At 62.8% G+C, this 16,404-nt stretch carries 10 protein-coding genes; 7 read left to right on the forward strand and 3 right to left on the reverse strand.

Going from position 1 to position 16,404, the window contains the following annotated elements; translation table 11 throughout:
- Positions 1 to 129 precede the first annotated feature (129 nt).
- Entirely contained in the window at positions 130 to 2,004 is a 1,875-nt protein-coding gene (locus C8348_RS13320) for a PHA/PHB synthase family protein (RefSeq protein WP_208983734.1), read from the forward strand.
- 5 nt (positions 2,005 to 2,009) lie between these two features.
- On the opposite strand, the gene C8348_RS13325 is transcribed toward C8348_RS13320, so the two are convergent.
- The gene (locus C8348_RS13325) at positions 2,010 to 2,702 is read right to left on the reverse strand and encodes an alpha/beta fold hydrolase (protein WP_106753820.1); all 693 of its coding nucleotides are present in this window, start codon (positions 2,700 to 2,702) and stop codon (positions 2,010 to 2,012) included.
- Positions 2,703 to 2,712: 10 nt separating this feature from the next.
- Positions 2,713 to 3,483, reverse strand: a complete 771-nt coding sequence (ubiG, locus tag C8348_RS13330; RefSeq protein WP_106753821.1) for a bifunctional 2-polyprenyl-6-hydroxyphenol methylase/3-demethylubiquinol 3-O-methyltransferase UbiG — start codon at positions 3,481 to 3,483, stop codon at positions 2,713 to 2,715.
- 213 nt (positions 3,484 to 3,696) lie between these two features.
- Here ubiG and C8348_RS13335 point away from each other — a divergent pair, with 213 nt between their 5' ends.
- The 6 genes from C8348_RS13335 to clpB all read left to right on the forward strand — a co-directional run bounded on the left by C8348_RS13335 (position 3,697) and on the right by clpB (position 13,640).
- On the forward strand, positions 3,697 to 4,947 hold the full coding sequence (locus C8348_RS13335; RefSeq protein ID WP_106753822.1) for an aspartate kinase: 1,251 nt from the start codon (positions 3,697 to 3,699) through the stop codon (positions 4,945 to 4,947).
- Positions 4,948 to 5,020: 73 nt separating this feature from the next.
- Positions 5,021 to 7,288 (forward strand): phosphoenolpyruvate--protein phosphotransferase, encoded by a 2,268-nt coding sequence (gene ptsP, locus C8348_RS13340; protein WP_106753823.1) that lies wholly within the window; start codon positions 5,021 to 5,023, stop codon positions 7,286 to 7,288.
- A 57-nt stretch (positions 7,289 to 7,345) separates the two neighbouring features.
- Positions 7,346 to 8,419, forward strand: a complete 1,074-nt coding sequence (gene prfA / locus C8348_RS13345; protein ID WP_106753824.1) for a peptide chain release factor 1 — start codon at positions 7,346 to 7,348, stop codon at positions 8,417 to 8,419.
- Positions 8,419 to 9,276 carry a peptide chain release factor N(5)-glutamine methyltransferase gene (gene prmC / locus C8348_RS13350; protein ID WP_106753825.1) on the forward strand — a complete coding sequence of 286 codons (858 nt, stop codon included), beginning with the start codon at positions 8,419 to 8,421 and terminating at the stop codon, positions 9,274 to 9,276. Before prfA ends, prmC begins: the two co-directional genes overlap by 1 nt.
- A gap of 412 nt (positions 9,277 to 9,688) precedes the next feature.
- Positions 9,689 to 10,762 carry a DUF4167 domain-containing protein gene (locus tag C8348_RS13355; RefSeq protein WP_106753826.1) on the forward strand — a complete coding sequence of 358 codons (1,074 nt, stop codon included), beginning with the start codon at positions 9,689 to 9,691 and terminating at the stop codon, positions 10,760 to 10,762.
- A 280-nt stretch (positions 10,763 to 11,042) separates the two neighbouring features.
- A complete protein-coding gene (gene clpB, locus C8348_RS13360) occupies positions 11,043 to 13,640 on the forward strand; it encodes an ATP-dependent chaperone ClpB (protein WP_106753855.1) in 2,598 nt (865 codons plus the stop codon).
- 87 nt (positions 13,641 to 13,727) lie between these two features.
- Here clpB and C8348_RS13365 read toward each other — a convergent pair whose 3' ends face one another.
- Positions 13,728 to 15,695: a M23 family metallopeptidase gene (locus C8348_RS13365; protein WP_106753827.1), complete on the reverse strand. Its 1,968-nt coding sequence runs from the start codon at positions 15,693 to 15,695 to the stop codon at positions 13,728 to 13,730.
- Positions 15,696 to 16,404 lie beyond the last annotated feature (709 nt).

The following is a 16,404-nucleotide window of genomic DNA, read 5'->3' on the forward strand; positions in this document are numbered from 1 at the left end:
CAGTATAGCGCTACGGAAGGCATGTTGGATTGATCTGGCTCATTGCAGGGTCTGATGCACTGCAAAATACTGGCCCGACATTCCGAGTTTTGCAATCATGAATTGCATCTCCATCTCAAGGAGCGATCGATGCCGGATCAGAAGTCTTCAGGCGCTGAGTTCCTTCAACCGCCGTTCCTGCCCCCCGCATTTGCGTCTGCCCTTGCCCCTTCGCTCGCCTATAGCAAGGCCGTGATGTCCGGAATGTCCCACGACGATATGGATGCAGAGACAGGCACGACGGAACTGATGGACCGGGCGAGCCGGGCTTTTCTGGCACGGCTGACGGGAGGTGTGTCGCCCGGGGCGTTGGTGGAGGCTTATGCTGACTGGCTGATGCATCTGGCGGTGCTGCCCGGCAAGCAGGCGAGCCTGTTGCAGAATGCGGTCCGCAAGGCCTCGCGCCTGTGCCGTTATGCGATGACCTGTGCCACGACTGGCGCCACGGCCGGTGGCAACCCGGACGGCTGCATCGAGCCGATGCCGCAGGATCACCGCTTCGACCATGAAAGCTGGCAAACCTGGCCGTTCAACCTCTATGCCCAGTCCTTCCTGCTGACACAGCAATGGTGGAGCCAGGCGATGACCGGGGTGCGGGGGGTATCGCCGCACCATGAGCGTATTATCGATTTCGTGACGCGGCAGTTGCTCGATCTGGCGGCCCCGTCCAATTTTCCGCTGACCAATCCGGAGGTGCTGCGCAAGACGCTGGATGAGGGTGGCATGAACCTCGCCCGTGGCTGGAGCCATCTGCTTGAGGATCTCGAGCGGCTTGGCAGTAAACGGATGCCGGCCGGGCGGGAGAGTTTTCTGCCGGGGAAGGCGGTGGCGGTAACACCGGGCAAGGTCGTCTATCGCAACCGGTTGATTGAACTGATCCAGTACGAACCGACCACGCCAAATGCGCATCCCGAGCCGGTGCTGATCGTCCCGGCCTGGATCATGAAATACTACATTCTCGACCTGTCACCGGAAAACTCGCTTGTCCGCTATCTGGTCGGACAGGGCTTTACCGTCTTCATGATTTCCTGGCGCAATCCCGGTGCTGACGACCGGGATCTGGGCATGGACGATTACCGCAAGCTTGGCATCGAGGCTGCGCTTGCGGCTGCAAAGGAGATCACCGGTTCCCCGAAGGTCCATGCCGCGGGCTATTGTCTCGGCGGGACGCTTCTGTCAATCACGGCAGCAGGGCTGTTCCATCGTGGCGATGAGAGCATTGCCAGCCTGTCCCTGTTTGCGGCACAGACCGACTTCACCGAGGCCGGGGAACTGACGCTGTTCATCGACGAAAGCGAAGTGTCCTTCCTGGAAGACCTGATGTGGGAACAGGGCTACCTCGACACGGCGCAGATGTCTGGGGCCTTCCAGCTTCTACGGTCCAAGGACCTGATCTGGTCCCGTATCGTGCGGGAGTATATGCTCGGCGAGCGGGCGCCGATGTTTGACCTGATGGCCTGGAATGCGGATGGCACCCGGATGCCCTACCGGATGCATTCGGAGTATCTGCGCCAGCTGTTCCTACGCAATGACTTTGCCGAAGGCCGCTACCGGGTCGATGGTGCGGTTGTTTCCATCGAGGATATCACGGCGCCTGTGTTTGCCGTGGGGACCGAACAGGACCACGTCGCGCCCTGGCGCTCTGTCTTCAAGATCCGTCACCTGGCTGACAGTCCCGTTACGTTCATCCTGACCACAGGCGGACACAATGCCGGGATCGTCAGCGAGCCCGGCCACAAGAACCGGCATTACCGCATCCTGACGAGCCCGGCACATAACGGGCATCTCGATCCGGAAGGCTGGATCGCTGCGGCTGCCTTGCGCGACGGGTCCTGGTGGGAGGCCTGGAGCGCGTGGCTTGCCGAGCGGTCCGGGGTGCCTGGAGCATTGCCGCCCATGGGCAAACCGGAGGCCGGGCTTGAGCCACTGTGTCCGGCACCAGGAACCTATGTTCTGATGCCTTAAGTTGCTCAGGCCTGCAGCCAGGCCTGCAGTTCGGCTGTGATCGCGCCGGGGGCTTCGAGCGTTGAGAGATGGCCGCAGCCAGGCAGCACCGCAAGGCGGCTGCCGGTGATGGCGTCGTGCATGTCGCGCGCGACCGCCGGCGGGGTCAGCGTGTCTCCCTCGCCGACCAGGACCAGTGTCGGAGCCGTGATTGTTGCGAGGAAAGGCCGTGAGTCGACCCGGCCCATGATGGCTGTCTGCTGCCGCACGAAAGCCTCGGGTCCCGTATCCGCTGCCATCTCGACGACGACGGATTTCAGCCCATCGTCTTCCAGCCGGCTGGCGTCGACCAGTCCAGGGTAGAGCAGATGTGGCACTTTCGAGAACTTCCCGCTCTCGGCAAGACCGATCAGCACGCGCCGCCGTTCACCCTGTTCCGGTGCGTCGGGCTTGGGGCTGCTGTCGAGAAGGGCGAGACGGCTGACCCGCTGTGGCGCCTGGCGCATGATCTCCATTGCCACATAGCCGCCCATGGACAGGCCGGCCAGGGCAAACCGTTCCGGGGCCACGGCCAGTATGTTTGCCGCGATTGCCGGGATGGTGTCGTGGTCCCGGTGATTGGCCACCATCACCGGCCGGTCGGCGAGAGCGACGATCTGCGGGGCAAACAACGTCTCGGTGCACAGCAGCCCCGGGATGAGAACGATCGGTTCCATCATGATGCCCCGATCAAGCTGCTGTCTGGCCCGGCCGGCCAGCCAGGAGCATGTAGTTCACGTCCATGTCGCGCGACCGGTGCCAGGTGTCGGCGAGCGGGTTGTAGCTGACGCCGCTGCGGTCAAGGATCTCCAGGCCGGCAGCGCCCAACGGGCCTTCGATCTCGGACGGGCGCACCAACTTTTCATAGGAATGCGTGCCCTTGGGCAGCCAGCGCAGCACATACTCGGCCCCGACAATGGCCAGTGCATAGGCTTTTAATGTCCTGTTGATGGTGGCAACGAACATCAGTCCGCCGGGGCGAACCATGCGTGACACTTCGCCGAGGAACAGCGGCACGTCGGCAACATGTTCGACGACTTCCATGTTCAGCACCACGTCAAAGCTCTCGCCGGCAGCGGCCAGGTCTTCGGCCGTGGCGGCGCGATAGTCGATCTCGAGGCCGGACTGGGCCGCGTGCAGGCGGGCAATCTCGATGTTGGTGGTGGACGGGTCAGCGCCCGTTACTGTTGCGCCAAGTCGGGCCATGGGTTCGCTCAGGAGGCCGCCGCCGCAGCCGATGTCGAGAATGCGCAGGCCCTTGAAGGCGTCGCTGGCCTTCGGGTCGCGGCCGAAGCGCTCGCAGACCTTGTCCTTGATATAGGCGAGGCGGACGGGGTTGAACTTGTGCAGCGGGCGGAACTTGCCCGTCGGGCTCCACCATTCGGCCGCCATGGCTGAGAACCGGGCCACTTCGCGCTCGTCGACGGTGCCGGCGATGTGGGGGCTGCTGTTCGGGCTCATGGCTTGTCCTTTTTGCCGGGTCATGTCTTCGCGGGGTGCTATCCCCGACAGTCATACGCGGGGCTTGTGCATTGCGGATGACCTTCTCGCTTGCAGCTACTTTGTCAAGGCGCGGTGTTGCAGCAGGGGCCATGTCGCTGTATGCATTTCGCCCGATCCGCCGGGCGTAGTTGTCGCGCCCATTGGCCCTCGAGAGTGAAGACCAGGACCACGATGGCCCGACTGGTTATGAAGTTCGGCGGCACGTCCGTCGCCAATATCGAACGTATTCGCAACGTGGCCCGTCACGTGAAGCGCGAAGTCGATGCCGGCCATGAAGTGGCTGTCGTCGTCTCCGCCATGTCGGGAGCGACCAACCAGTTGGTGGCATGGTGCCGCGAGGCCGCCCCGATGCATGACGCGCGTGAATATGACGCAGTCGTTGCCTCGGGCGAGCAGGTCACTTCGGGCCTTCTCGCCATCGTCCTACAGGAAATGGGCGTCAATGCCCGGTCCTGGCAGGGCTGGCAGATCCCGATCCGCACAGACGGCTCGCATGGCGCCGCCCGGATTGCCGGGATTGACGGTGCCTTTATGGTCGAGCGGCTGAAGCAGGGACAGGTGGCCGTGGTTGCCGGCTTCCAGGGCATTGCCCCGGATAACCGGATCTCGACACTCGGCCGTGGCGGTTCCGACACCAGCGCCGTTGCCATTGCCGCAGCGATCCAGGCCGATCGCTGCGACATCTATACCGACGTTGATGGCGTCTACACCACGGACCCGCGCATTGTCCCGAAGGCTCGCCGGCTCGACCGTGTCGCTTTCGAGGAGATGCTCGAAATGGCTTCCCTCGGCGCCAAGGTGCTGCAGGTGCGGTCGGTCGAGATGGCCATGGTGCATGGCGTACGCACCTTCGTGCGCTCCAGTTTTGATGATCCCGATGCCCCGCAGACGGGCAAGGATGGTCTTCCCCCCGGAACCCTTATCTGCGACGAGGATGAGCTCGTGGAACAGCAAGTTGTGACCGGCATCGCCTTTGCCAAGGACGAAGCCCAGATCTCCATCCGCAATGTGCCGGACCAGCCTGGCGTCGCCGGGGCGGTGTTCGGTCCGCTTGCCGATGCCAACATCAACGTGGACATGATCGTTCAGAACATCACGCCGGACGGCAAGACGACGGACATCACCTTCACGGTGCCCGAATCGGACTACGACCGCGCGTTGAAGGTTCTCGAGGACAATCGCACCACGCTCGGCTACGCCGCTGTCGAAGGCGCGCGTGATGTCGTCAAGGTGTCTGTCATCGGGATCGGTATGCGCTCCCACGCCGGCGTTGCCGCCCAGTGTTTCCGCGGCCTTGCGGAGAAGGGCATCAACATCCGGGCGATCACGACGTCGGAAATCAAGATCTCCGTTCTGATCGATTCCGCCTACACGGAACTTGCAGTGCGGACTCTCCATTCGCTATACGGATTGGACGGATAAGCTTTACCGTGGAGCATGCGCTGGCGGGGCCCTCCCGCCAGTGGCTTTCACGCTGACGGGAACGGAGCTGACAATGCGCAGCAATCTGGCCGGTCCGCGCCTGTTGCTCCGCCGGCTTCGCGAAGTCATGGCGGAGCCGATCAATGCGCAGGAACGGCTCGACAAGATCGTAGTTCTGATCGCGTCCAACGTGGTCGCGGAAGTCTGTTCCGTCTATATTTTACGTGCCGACGGCGTGCTCGAGCTGTACGCCACCGAAGGCCTGAAGCGGGAAGCCGTGCACCAGGCCTCCCTCCGCGTCGGTCAAGGCCTCGTCGGCCTGATTGCCGCAGAAGCACGGCCGCTCAATCTTCCCAATGCCAGGGCTCATCCCGCCTTTGCCTATCTGCCGGAGACTGGTGAAGAGGCTTATAACTCGTTCCTCGGCGTGCCTGTGTTGCGCGCCGGCCGGACGCTCGGCGTTCTGGTGGTGCAGAACAAGTCGCACCGCACCTATTACGAGGATGAGGTCGAGGCGCTGCAGACAACCGCGATGGTCATCGCGGAGATGGTTGCTGCTGGCGAGCTGGAGGCGATTGCCAAGCCTGGTACCGGGCTTGATCTCTCCCGGCCGATCCGCTTTGCAGCCGTCGGCCTGGCCGATGGCGTCGGCCTTGGCCATGTCGTGCTGCATGAACCGCGCGTCGTCGTCACCAATCTGATCGCCGAGGATACGGATCACGAGCGCACGCGGCTTGATGGCGCGGTGAACCGGCTGCGCCTGTCCATCGATAGCCTGTTGTCCAGTGGCGATATGGCCCAGTCCGGCGAGCACCGCGATGTGCTCGAGGCCTATCGCATGTTCGCCTATGATCAGGGCTGGATCCGCAAGATCGAGGAAGCGATCAACAACGGCCTGACGGCAGAGGCTGCTGTCGAAAAGGTCCAGAGTGACATGCGTGCCCGCATGCTGCGCCAGACCGACCCCTATCTGCGTGAGCGCCTGCATGATCTTGATGATCTGGCACACCGGCTGATCCGCGAATTGATGGGCCGTCAGCATGGTTCGTCGTCGGGCGTGCTGCCGAAGGATGCCATCATCATCGCCCGCAACATGGGTGCGGCGGAGTTGCTTGACTACGGCCGTGACCGCATTCGCGCTGTCGTGCTTGAAGAAGGTGGACCGACCAGCCACGTCACCATTGTCGCGCGCGCGCTGGGCATTGCGGCGGTGGGCCAGGTCGAGGACATCGTCAGCCTGGCCGATGCCGGCGATGCGATTATCGTTGATGGCGGAACGGGCGAAGTCTACCTGCGACCGGCAACGGACGTGCAGGACGCCTATGCGGAAAAGGTGCGTTTCCGCGCCAGACGCCAGGCCGAGTACCGCCGCCTGCGGTCCAAGCCGTCGGTGACCAAGGACGGGGTCGACGTGGCACTGCAGATGAATGCGGGGCTGCTTGTCGACCTGCCGCATCTGGCGGAATCGGGCGCGGTTGGTGTCGGTCTGTTCCGCACCGAGTTGCAGTTCATGGTCGCCTCGTCATTCCCGCGCCTGTCTGACCAGCAGAACCAGTATACGCAGGTTCTCGATGCGGCTGCCGGCAAGCCGGTGACGTTCCGCTCGCTCGATATCGGCGGCGACAAGGTGCTGCCGTATCTCAGGGCGATCCACGAGGAAAACCCGGCGATGGGCTGGCGTGCCCTGCGCCTGGGCCTCGACCGTCCGGGTCTTTTGCGGACACAGGTTCGGGCGCTGCTGCGCGCTGCGGCCGGGCGTGAACTCAAGCTGATGTTCCCGATGGTCTCGGAGGTGGAGGAGTTCCACCGGGCAAAGGACCTGGTGGAGCGGGAACTGCGCCATTCGCGTCGGCATGGTCATTCGGTGCCTGATGCCATCCGGCTAGGCACGATGATCGAGGTGCCCTCGTTGCTGTATCAGCTTGAAGAACTGATGCAGGCGGTCGACTTTGTCTCGGTCGGCTCAAATGACCTGTTCCAGTTCTTCAATGCGGTCGACCGTGGCAACACCCGCGTCGCTGATCGCTATGACACGATGGGCGCCGGCTTCCTCCGGGCTTTGAAGTCGATCACGGATGCGGCCAGCCGCCATCATGTGCCGGTCACCTTGTGCGGGGAACTGGCTGGAAAGCCGCTGGAGGCCATGGCTCTTGTCGGCATCGGCTTCCGTTCGCTGTCCATGTCCCCGGCAGCGCTCGGGCCAGTGAAGGCGATGGTGCGCAGCCTTGATCTTGGCCGCTTGCAGGCCCGGCTTTTACCGCGTCTGGAACCGGGGCATCCCGACAAGGACCTGCGCCAGTTCCTGCGCCAGTTCGCGGCTGAACAGGACGTCGCCCTCTAGACACCCATTGACCCTGTGCCTGCGCCGGACACGTCGTGGGGCCGAGGAGATTCGCGCATGCTTGCGCAAGCCAAACTCGATACCCTTCTTAATCGCTTTGCCGACATCGAGCATCGCCTGTCGTCCAACCCGGATGCGGCGACCTATGTCCGCCTGTCGCGCGAATATGCCGAAATCGAGCCGCTGGTCCGCGCTGTCCAGGCCCTGCGCAAGGCGGAGGAGGAACTTGCCGGGGCCGAGGCGATGATTGTCGAGGCCAGCTCCGACCGGGAAATGCGGGAACTGGCGGAAGCCGAGCGTGACGAACTGACAGAAAAAGTCGCGGCCTTGACCCAGGCGGTTCGCGTCGGCCTGCTTCCCAAGGATTCGGCTGACAAGAACGATGCGATTCTCGAAGTGCGGGCTGGAACGGGCGGTGACGAAGCCGCGCTGTTCGCCGGCGACCTGTTCCGGATGTACCAGCGCTTTGCCGACCTGCGCGGCTGGAAGGTCGAGGTCCTGTCCGCAAGCGAGGGCGAAGTTGGCGGCTTCAAGGAAGTGATTGCCTCCATCACTGGCGAAAACGTGTTTGCCCGGCTGAAGTTCGAATCCGGTGTGCACCGGGTCCAGCGCGTGCCCGAGACTGAATCCGGCGGCCGGATCCATACCTCGGCCGCCACCGTTGCAGTGCTGCCGCAGGCCGAGGAGGTGGATGTCGAGATCGTCGAGGCGGATCTTCGGATCGATACCTATCGGGCATCCGGTGCCGGCGGACAGCACGTGAACACGACCGATTCGGCCGTCCGCATCACGCATATGCCGACCGGTATCGTCGTTGCCGTGCAGGACGAGCGCTCGCAGCACAAGAACAAGGCGCGGGCGCTTCAGTTGCTCAGGGCGCGCATCTATGATGCGCAGCGCGAAAAGCTTGCCGGCGAGCGCACCGAGGCCCGCCGGCTTCAGGTCGGGTCCGGCGACCGCTCCGAGCGCATCCGAACCTATAATTTTCCGCAAGGGCGGGTCACGGACCACCGCATCGGCCTTACCCTTTACAAACTCGAGCAGATCCTGTCTGGCGAAGCGCTGGACGAGATCATCGAGCCGCTGACACTCGATCATCAGGCAACACTGATGGCCGCCGAGGAGATGTGATGCAGACGCGCGGCACTCTTTACCGTCTGCTGCGCGACCGCTTCCGGGAGGCGCATGTCCCGACCCCGGAGCTGGATGCGCGCATTCTGGTTGCCGCAGCGCTCGGGATCGAACCGGGCGCGCTGCTGCTGAGCCAGGATTTCGCCGTCAGTGACGATGCTGCGGCTCTGGCGACCAGATACGGCGAGCGTCGGCTATCTGGCGCTCCGGTCGGACGTATCCTCGGCCAGCGCGAGTTCTTTGGTCTCGGGCTGGAATTGTCCTCCGGCACGCTTGAGCCACGACCGGATACGGAAATCCTTGTCGAGGCGGTGTTGGCAAGGAGCGTGGACCGGGCGCTGCGTCTTGCAGACCTTGGCACTGGAACAGGCGCCATCCTGCTTGCGCTTCTCGCGCATCTACCGCAGGCGCAAGGGCTGGCCGTCGACCTGTCGATGGATGCCCTTGCAACGGCGCGCAGGAATGCGGTCCGCCATGGGCTGTCGGATCGTGTGTTGTTCCTGTGCGGGGATTACGCTGCGGCGCTTGCCGGCGGGCTCGATGTCATCGTGTCCAATCCCCCCTATATCAGCCACCCGGAACTGGCGGTTCTGGCCCCTGAAGTCGCGCTGCACGATCCGGTTCTGGCCCTCGACGGCGGCGTTGACGGGCTTGATGCCTATCGCCGTATTGTTCCTGAAGCGGCTGACCTTCTTGTGCAAGGCGGGCTTCTGGCTCTGGAGATCGGTGCCGCACAAGGTGCATCTGTTGGCGGCCTGTTGCGTCACCATCACTTTCAAGGGGTTGAAATACTTCGCGATCTTGCTGGTCTGGACCGCGTCGTGCTTGGCTGGAAACGGCATGATAATCAGGTCTGAGATCCTTGAAAAAGGGCTTGGAAATCCTGAAGGAACCGGATAGTTTCTCCTCGCTGAAGCCGGAATGACGCAATCGGGGCAGGACTATACTGCCTGCTCAGCGATCTAGCCTGGACGGGGATATCGGGCCGAACGATCGCGACGCGTTTTGGGACCCGATACATTTCATAAAGTTCCGGCAAGTCGGTCTGTCGCAGATGATGGCGATTGCTTTCTCCCTTCCGGGATGGACCAATTGCGTCGGGCTTTACTAACAGGCGGTCGTGTGCCCGCTGGTGGCTGTTTTTTCATGAGTGGGAAGCAGTGACCGGCGCATCGCAAGCGGCGTCACGTGTTTGACCGGCAAAGCGCCGGTCGCCGTTCCTCAAGAGTTAACGGCAGGATGAGACCAGGAAATCAAAACAAGCAGCGTATGCGGGGCCGGGGCCGTAGCAAGGGACCCAGCCCGCTTAACCGGACGTTTGAATCGAACGGACCGGACGTGAAGATCCGCGGTACGGCTCTGCATGTTGCGGAGAAGTACCAGCAATTGGCCCGTGATGCGCATGCAGCCGGTGACCGGGTGATGTCGGAAAACTATTACCAGCACGCCGAGCACTACCTGCGTATCGTCGCTGCTGCCCAGCCCAACATGCTCTCCGCCAATGGTTTGCGTTACGACGGCAGCCAGGACGACGAGGATGAGGAGGATCAGGGCGGCGAGCGCTATGATCAGCCGGAGCGTTACGAGCGTCCCGAGCGTCCGGAGCGGAGTGAACGCTCCGATCGGCAGGAGCGCCCAGAGCGTTCGGACCGTCCTGAGCGGCAGGAGCGTTACGAGCGTCCCGAACGGGGCGAGCGCCCTGATCGGGGTGACCGCTATGAGCGCGGCGACCGTCCGGAACGATCAGATCGTGGCGACCGGCCGGACCGTGCCGAGCGCCCCGAGCGGATGGAGCGCCCGGAGAGGGGCGATCGTCCGGAGCGCCGCGATCGGCCAGATCGGCCTGAGCGGACTGATCGGCCCGAACGGAACGATCGGCCAGACCGAGCCGAACGCGGCAACCGCGTGGATCGCCGTGAACGCAGTGATCAATATGAGCGTGCTGCGCGTCCCGTCGACATCGTGACCACGGATACCCCCCAGCCCTTCATCGAGCACATGCCGGTTGTCGAGCTGAATGGTCATGGCAATCGCGCCGAGCCGGTCCAGGACCAGATCATTGATCAGATCCATGAGGCCGGTTCCGAGGGTGGTGAGGACGACAAGCCGCGTCGTCGCCTCCGTGGGACGCGTGGCCGTGGTGTTCGCCGTCCGAATGAAGACGGTGGCGATGTCAACGATCCGGTTGCCGACGTCGATGTGGCACCGGTTGCCGCTGCGCCGGAAGCGCTGGTCGAAAGCACTGCCGCGAGCGAAGAAGTCGAAGCCAAGCCGCGGGCCCGCCGGACCGTTCGGCCGCGCCGGACCAAGGAAACAGAAGCTGCAGCTGGCGGCGACGCCTGACAGCCTGACCTTTTGACAAGATGCACAAACGGCGCTCGGATCATCCGCGCGCCGTTTGTGTTTCTGCAGCAGTTCTCCCTGAGAGCAATCGACTTCAGCGTCGGACCAGCCTCGGCTGTTAGGAAAGATCCGGAGTTGTCGCTGGCCCCCTTTTGTTGTCGATTTGCAACACTATATCGGGAGTGCCATCCCATGGATGGTGCGGCCGCCCGCCTCGCGAGGGCCGCAGTTCCGATACGCCGGCCATGCTTCGGGTGGTCCGGCGGCAAGGAGGGTTATGATGAACGTTGAAAAATACACGGAACGTGCGCGTGGCTTCATGCAGTCGGCCCAGACCTATGCGCTGGGGCAGGGCCATCAGCAGTTCACTCCCGAGCACATCCTCAAGGTGCTGCTCGATGATCCGGAGGGCATGGCTTCCGGGCTGATTGACCGCGCCGGTGGCCGTTCGCGTGAGGCGAAGGCTGAACTTGAGCGCGCGCTTGAAAAGATGCCCAAGGTTTCCGGTGGCTCCGGCCAGCTCTATATGGCTGCGGCAACTGCACGCTTCTTTGACCATGCGGAAAAGCTGGCCGACAAGGCGGGTGACAGTTTCGTCACCGTCGAGCGGATGCTGCTTGCGCTGGCCATGGACAGTGACAGTGAAGCCGGCAAGATCCTTGCCCGAGCCGGGGTGACGCCGGCCAATCTCAATCAGGCAATCAACGCATTGCGCAAGGGGCGGACCGCCACCAGTGCCAGCGCCGAGAACCAGTATGATGCCTTGAAGAAATACACCCGCGACCTGACCCAGGCCGCCCGCGACGGCAAGCTCGATCCGGTCATCGGTCGCGACGAGGAAATCCGTCGCACCATCCAGGTCCTGTCCCGCCGGACCAAGAACAATCCGGTTCTGATCGGTGAGCCCGGCGTTGGCAAGACGGCCATCGCCGAGGGCCTTGCCTTGCGCATCATCAATGGCGATGTTCCTGAATCCCTCAAGGACAAGCAGTTGCTCGCCCTCGACATGGGGGCCCTCATCGCCGGGGCCAAATATCGCGGCGAGTTCGAGGAGCGCCTGAAGGGCATCCTGTCGGAGGTCGAGACGGCCGCAGGCGGCATCGTGCTGTTCATCGACGAGATGCACACGCTGGTCGGGGCCGGCAAGGCGGACGGAGCGATGGACGCTTCCAACCTGCTGAAGCCTGCGCTGGCGCGGGGTGAATTGCACTGCGTCGGGGCGACCACGCTCGATGAATACCGCAAGCATGTGGAGAAGGACGCGGCGCTGGCCCGGCGCTTCCAGCCCGTCTTTGTCAGCGAGCCGACAGTCGAGGACTCGATCTCCATCCTGCGTGGCATCAAGGAGAAATACGAGCTGCATCACGGCGTGCGCATCACGGATGCGGCCATTGTCGCTGCGGCCACCTTCTCGAACCGGTACATCACGGACCGCTTCCTGCCGGACAAGGCCATCGATCTGATGGACGAGGCGGCGAGCCGCCTCAGAATGCAGGTGGACTCCAAGCCGGAAGAACTGGATGAGCTGGACCGCCGGATCATCCAATTGAAGATCGAGCGCGAGGCTCTGAAAAAGGAAAGCGACGCGGCAACGCTGGACCGTCTCGGCAAGCTGGAGAAGGAACTTGCGGAGTTGGAACAGGAGTCTGCCGAACTTACAGGCCGCTGGCAGGCTGAAAAGGCCAAGCTGACCTCCGAGCAGAAGCTCAAGGAGCAACTTGATCAGGCGCGCGGCGAACTCGAAAAAGCTCAGCGCCAGGGCAATCTCGCCCGCGCCGGTGAGCTGGCCTATGGCGTCATCCCTGAGCTTGAGCGCAAGATTGCAGCTGGCGTGGCGGTTTCGTCCAAGGGGGCGATGGTCGATGAGGCGGTGACGCCGAGCCACATCGCCCAGGTCGTTTCGAAATGGACCGGGATCCCGGTCGACAAGATGCTGGAGGGCGAGCGCGAGAAGCTGCTTCGGATGGAAGACGAACTGGCCCGACGGGTTGTTGGCCAGGCCGAGGCCATCCATGCTGTGTCAACTGCGGTCCGCCGGGCCCGCGCCGGTCTTCAGGATCCGAACCGGCCGATCGGCTCGTTCATGTTCCTCGGGCCGACGGGTGTCGGCAAGACGGAACTGACCAAGGCACTGGCCTCTTTCCTCTTTGACGATGACACCGCGATGGTGCGCATCGACATGTCCGAGTTCATGGAGAAACACTCCGTCGCCCGGCTGATCGGCGCACCTCCCGGTTATGTTGGCTACGAGGAGGGCGGCAGCCTCACCGAAGCAGTGCGCCGCCGGCCCTACCAGGTCGTGCTGTTCGACGAGATCGAGAAAGCGCACACCGATGTCTTCAACGTGCTGCTGCAGGTGCTGGACGATGGCCGTCTGACTGATGGCCAGGGCCGCACCGTCGATTTCCGCAACACGCTGATCATCATGACCTCGAACCTCGGGGCGGAGTATCTCGTGAACCAGCCCGATGGCGAGGATTCCGATCAGGTGCGTGACGAAGTCATGGGTGTGGTTCGGGGACATTTCCGACCGGAGTTTCTTAACCGGCTCGACGAAATCGTATTGTTCCACCGGCTGCAGCGCAACCAGATGGCTGCCATTGTCGAGATCCAGCTCGGCCGGCTGCGCCAGCTTCTCGCTGATCGAAAGATCACGCTCGACCTTGATCCTGCAGCCGTTACCTGGCTGTCGCAGAAGGGCTATGATCCGGCCTATGGTGCCCGTCCGCTGAAGCGGGTGATCCAGAAGGACGTGCAGGATCCCCTGGCCGAGCGTATCCTCTCCGGCGAGATCCTCGACGGTGATCATCTGGTGGTCTCTGCCGGGACGGACCGGTTGATCTTCAGCTGCGAGAGAGGCCGTTCGGCCGCCGCCTGAGCATTGCCTCCGGCTTGCTTGTCGGATGCAAGAAAGCAGAACGGCCCGCAAAAGCGGGCCGTTTTTTGCAGAGATAGACAGCAAGTCTCAGCGCGTGATTGCAGCTGCCGATGCAAGCCGGGAGGGCCGCTGGCCCCGGTCGAGCAGGGCGTCGATGCGGTTGCGTTCGGCTTCGAAGGCGGCCAGCATCTCTCCCTCCAGCACCCGGCCTCGCGGCAGGCGGATGCGCATCGGGTCAACGAAATTGGCGTTGACCAGGACTTCGTAGTGAAGGTGCGGCCCGGTCGACAGACCGGTCGATCCGACATAGCCAATGATCTGACCCTGATTGACACGGGCACCTTCCGTGATGCCGCCGGCAAAATCGTTCATGTGGCTGTACGTGGTGACATAACCATTGGCATGGCGGATCTCGACCCGTTTGCCGTAGCCGGAAACCCATTGCGACTTGATCACGGTGCCGTTGCCGGCGGCCATGATCGGCACACCACGGCTGGCTGACCAGTCGACGCCGGTATGCATCTTGGCAAAGCCGTGGATCGGATGCCGGCGCATGCCGAAGCCGGAACGGAAGGTTCCGCCAGAGAGCGGCTTGCGCATCAGGAACTTTTTCGCGCTGCGGCCTGCTTCATCATAATAGTCGACCGATCCATCGTCCGGCGTGCGGAAGCGGTAGAGACGCCGCAGGGTCGAACCGGTGTTGAGCGAGGCAAACAGGATTTCCGCCGGTTCATCGATGCCTTCCTCGTTCATCCCGTAGAAGACTTCGATGGCGTCACCGGGCTGGACACGGGCATTGAAGTCCACGTCATAGGAGAAGGCCCGCACCAGCTCGCCAATCATCGGCTCCGGGATCTCCTGCTCCAGCGCGGTCTGGTAGACGCCTTCATAGAGCGAGGGGACGCTGCCGCTCGGGGAGCTTTCCTGCGGTCCGGCTTCGGCAAAGGTATCGGCAATGTCGTCGGCGGGGGCGTCCGTGACGACAAAGGTGCCGGTATCGGCGCGGGCGACGGTCGCCTTGTGGTCGGTCTCGCTATAGATGCTGACTCGCTCTGGCCGCATGCGGCCCTCTTCATTGGGGTCCGGTGCCATGGCGATGCGCAAGCGATCGCCCTCCTTGACCTCGACAATGCCGGCGCCATGACGGAAGGCGGCCAGGATGGACTCCGCCTCCACATCATTGGCCTCGTTGTCGACCAGAAGATCCTTGAAATCCATGTCGGCGAAGACCGGAACAATCTTCTCGTCCATGCCGGAAGGCAGGGTGTCGTCGTCCTGCTTGGAGACGAAGGAGACATTTTCCTGGGTGATGCGGACTTGCAGGCGAGAGAACTCGGACAGGCGGGCCAGATTGAAGTCGAACCGGGTCGGATCGACGATTGCCCGGGCGGCCATGTCGACGCTGTCGTTGCCGAGTGCGGCTGCACTGATCCGGACAAGACGCTCCACTTCCGCCTCGCTGGGTGTCAGGTCCAGGTCGATCATCGGACTGTTCACCGGGAACTCCGACTGGCTCAGGCTGAGCTCGCCCTCGGCGCGGGCAGAATAGATGCCGTCGCTGATGCCGCGATCCTGGATCTGTTGTCCGTCGGTGAACATCTGCAAGGGATTGAAGGGGGGAATGCGCCCCTCAAGGTCGGGTGCCTTTTGCCGCGACAGGCTGGCATTGACCGCGACATAAGGACGGGCCTTGATAAAGTCGCGGTCACCGACGCGGGTGATGACATTGACCGGGATGATCTGCCGGTTGGTGAAATGGGCCGACCGCCTGGCAACCCGGTCGCCTTTTGCTCCTGAGGTCAGGCTGCCGGACACACCGGCGGGATCGGGATTGGTGGCCGCTGCCACCCGATACTGGCCATCGAGCGCTGCGACCAGCGCGCCGCCCATCAGCATTACGGAGGTCAGGCCGGTGAGCACCGTTCCGGTGAGCCAGCGCAGGCTGACCTTGCGCCGGTCGGGAAGGCCGTTGCCTTCATCATAGACCACAAGCGGCGGGGTCTCGCCGAGATCGACCGTTGACTGTGCGTGGGACTGGAAAGGGCCCAGGTGCATGGATTGCCTTGTTGTTAGGGACACGCAGGCCGCAGCCGCTGGTCCGCCGTCGGTTCAGCCTGGTGGCCGTTGTGCCGACCCGTATGCCGTCTATTTCACAGTGGCCGCAAAAATGCAGGCTCACCAACGAAAGGTCAACGGCTGAACATCAACCAGAAAGCTAAGCCCTATGACGCGGTCATGGCTAGGGAGTTTCCCTCATGCCGACAAGCTGTGCAGCGGCTTTCTTATATAGGGGGCTACGTGGGATTTCCGGCATCAATATGTCCGTTGGAGCATCCGATGGTCGCCTCGACCGGCCGGACCGATAGAATTATTTCGCAGGCAAAAGACATGAATTCGCCTTTCCCACAGGAGCAGGAGGGCTTTGACCTAGGGAATTGCTGGGGTTTTGCCCGTGTGAATCTTTTTTGACAAACTGTGTTGACTCGAAAAGGGGCTCCCCGTATAACCCACACATCGACGGCGGCGCCGCCACTTGGTGAGGCGCCAGACGCTGTCGGTTCTGCCTGACAGACAGAACAGTCAAAACCTCCTCGGAGGTCATGCTGGTTTGTCGGTTGATGGTTGAGGGCTTTGCCCGGTTCTTTGACAATTTATGTTTTGAAGGAAGGGAAGCGTGGTCGGCGTTGTTCTTGCGCGGTCGGACTTGAGAGAGTTCGGCATGAAGCAAGGGTTACGCAGGTACGCAGACTTCTGTAAGAAGCAA

The sequence above is a fragment of the Pannonibacter carbonis genome (assembly GCF_003012935.1).
Classification (GTDB): Bacteria; Pseudomonadota; Alphaproteobacteria; order Rhizobiales; family Stappiaceae; genus Pannonibacter; species Pannonibacter carbonis.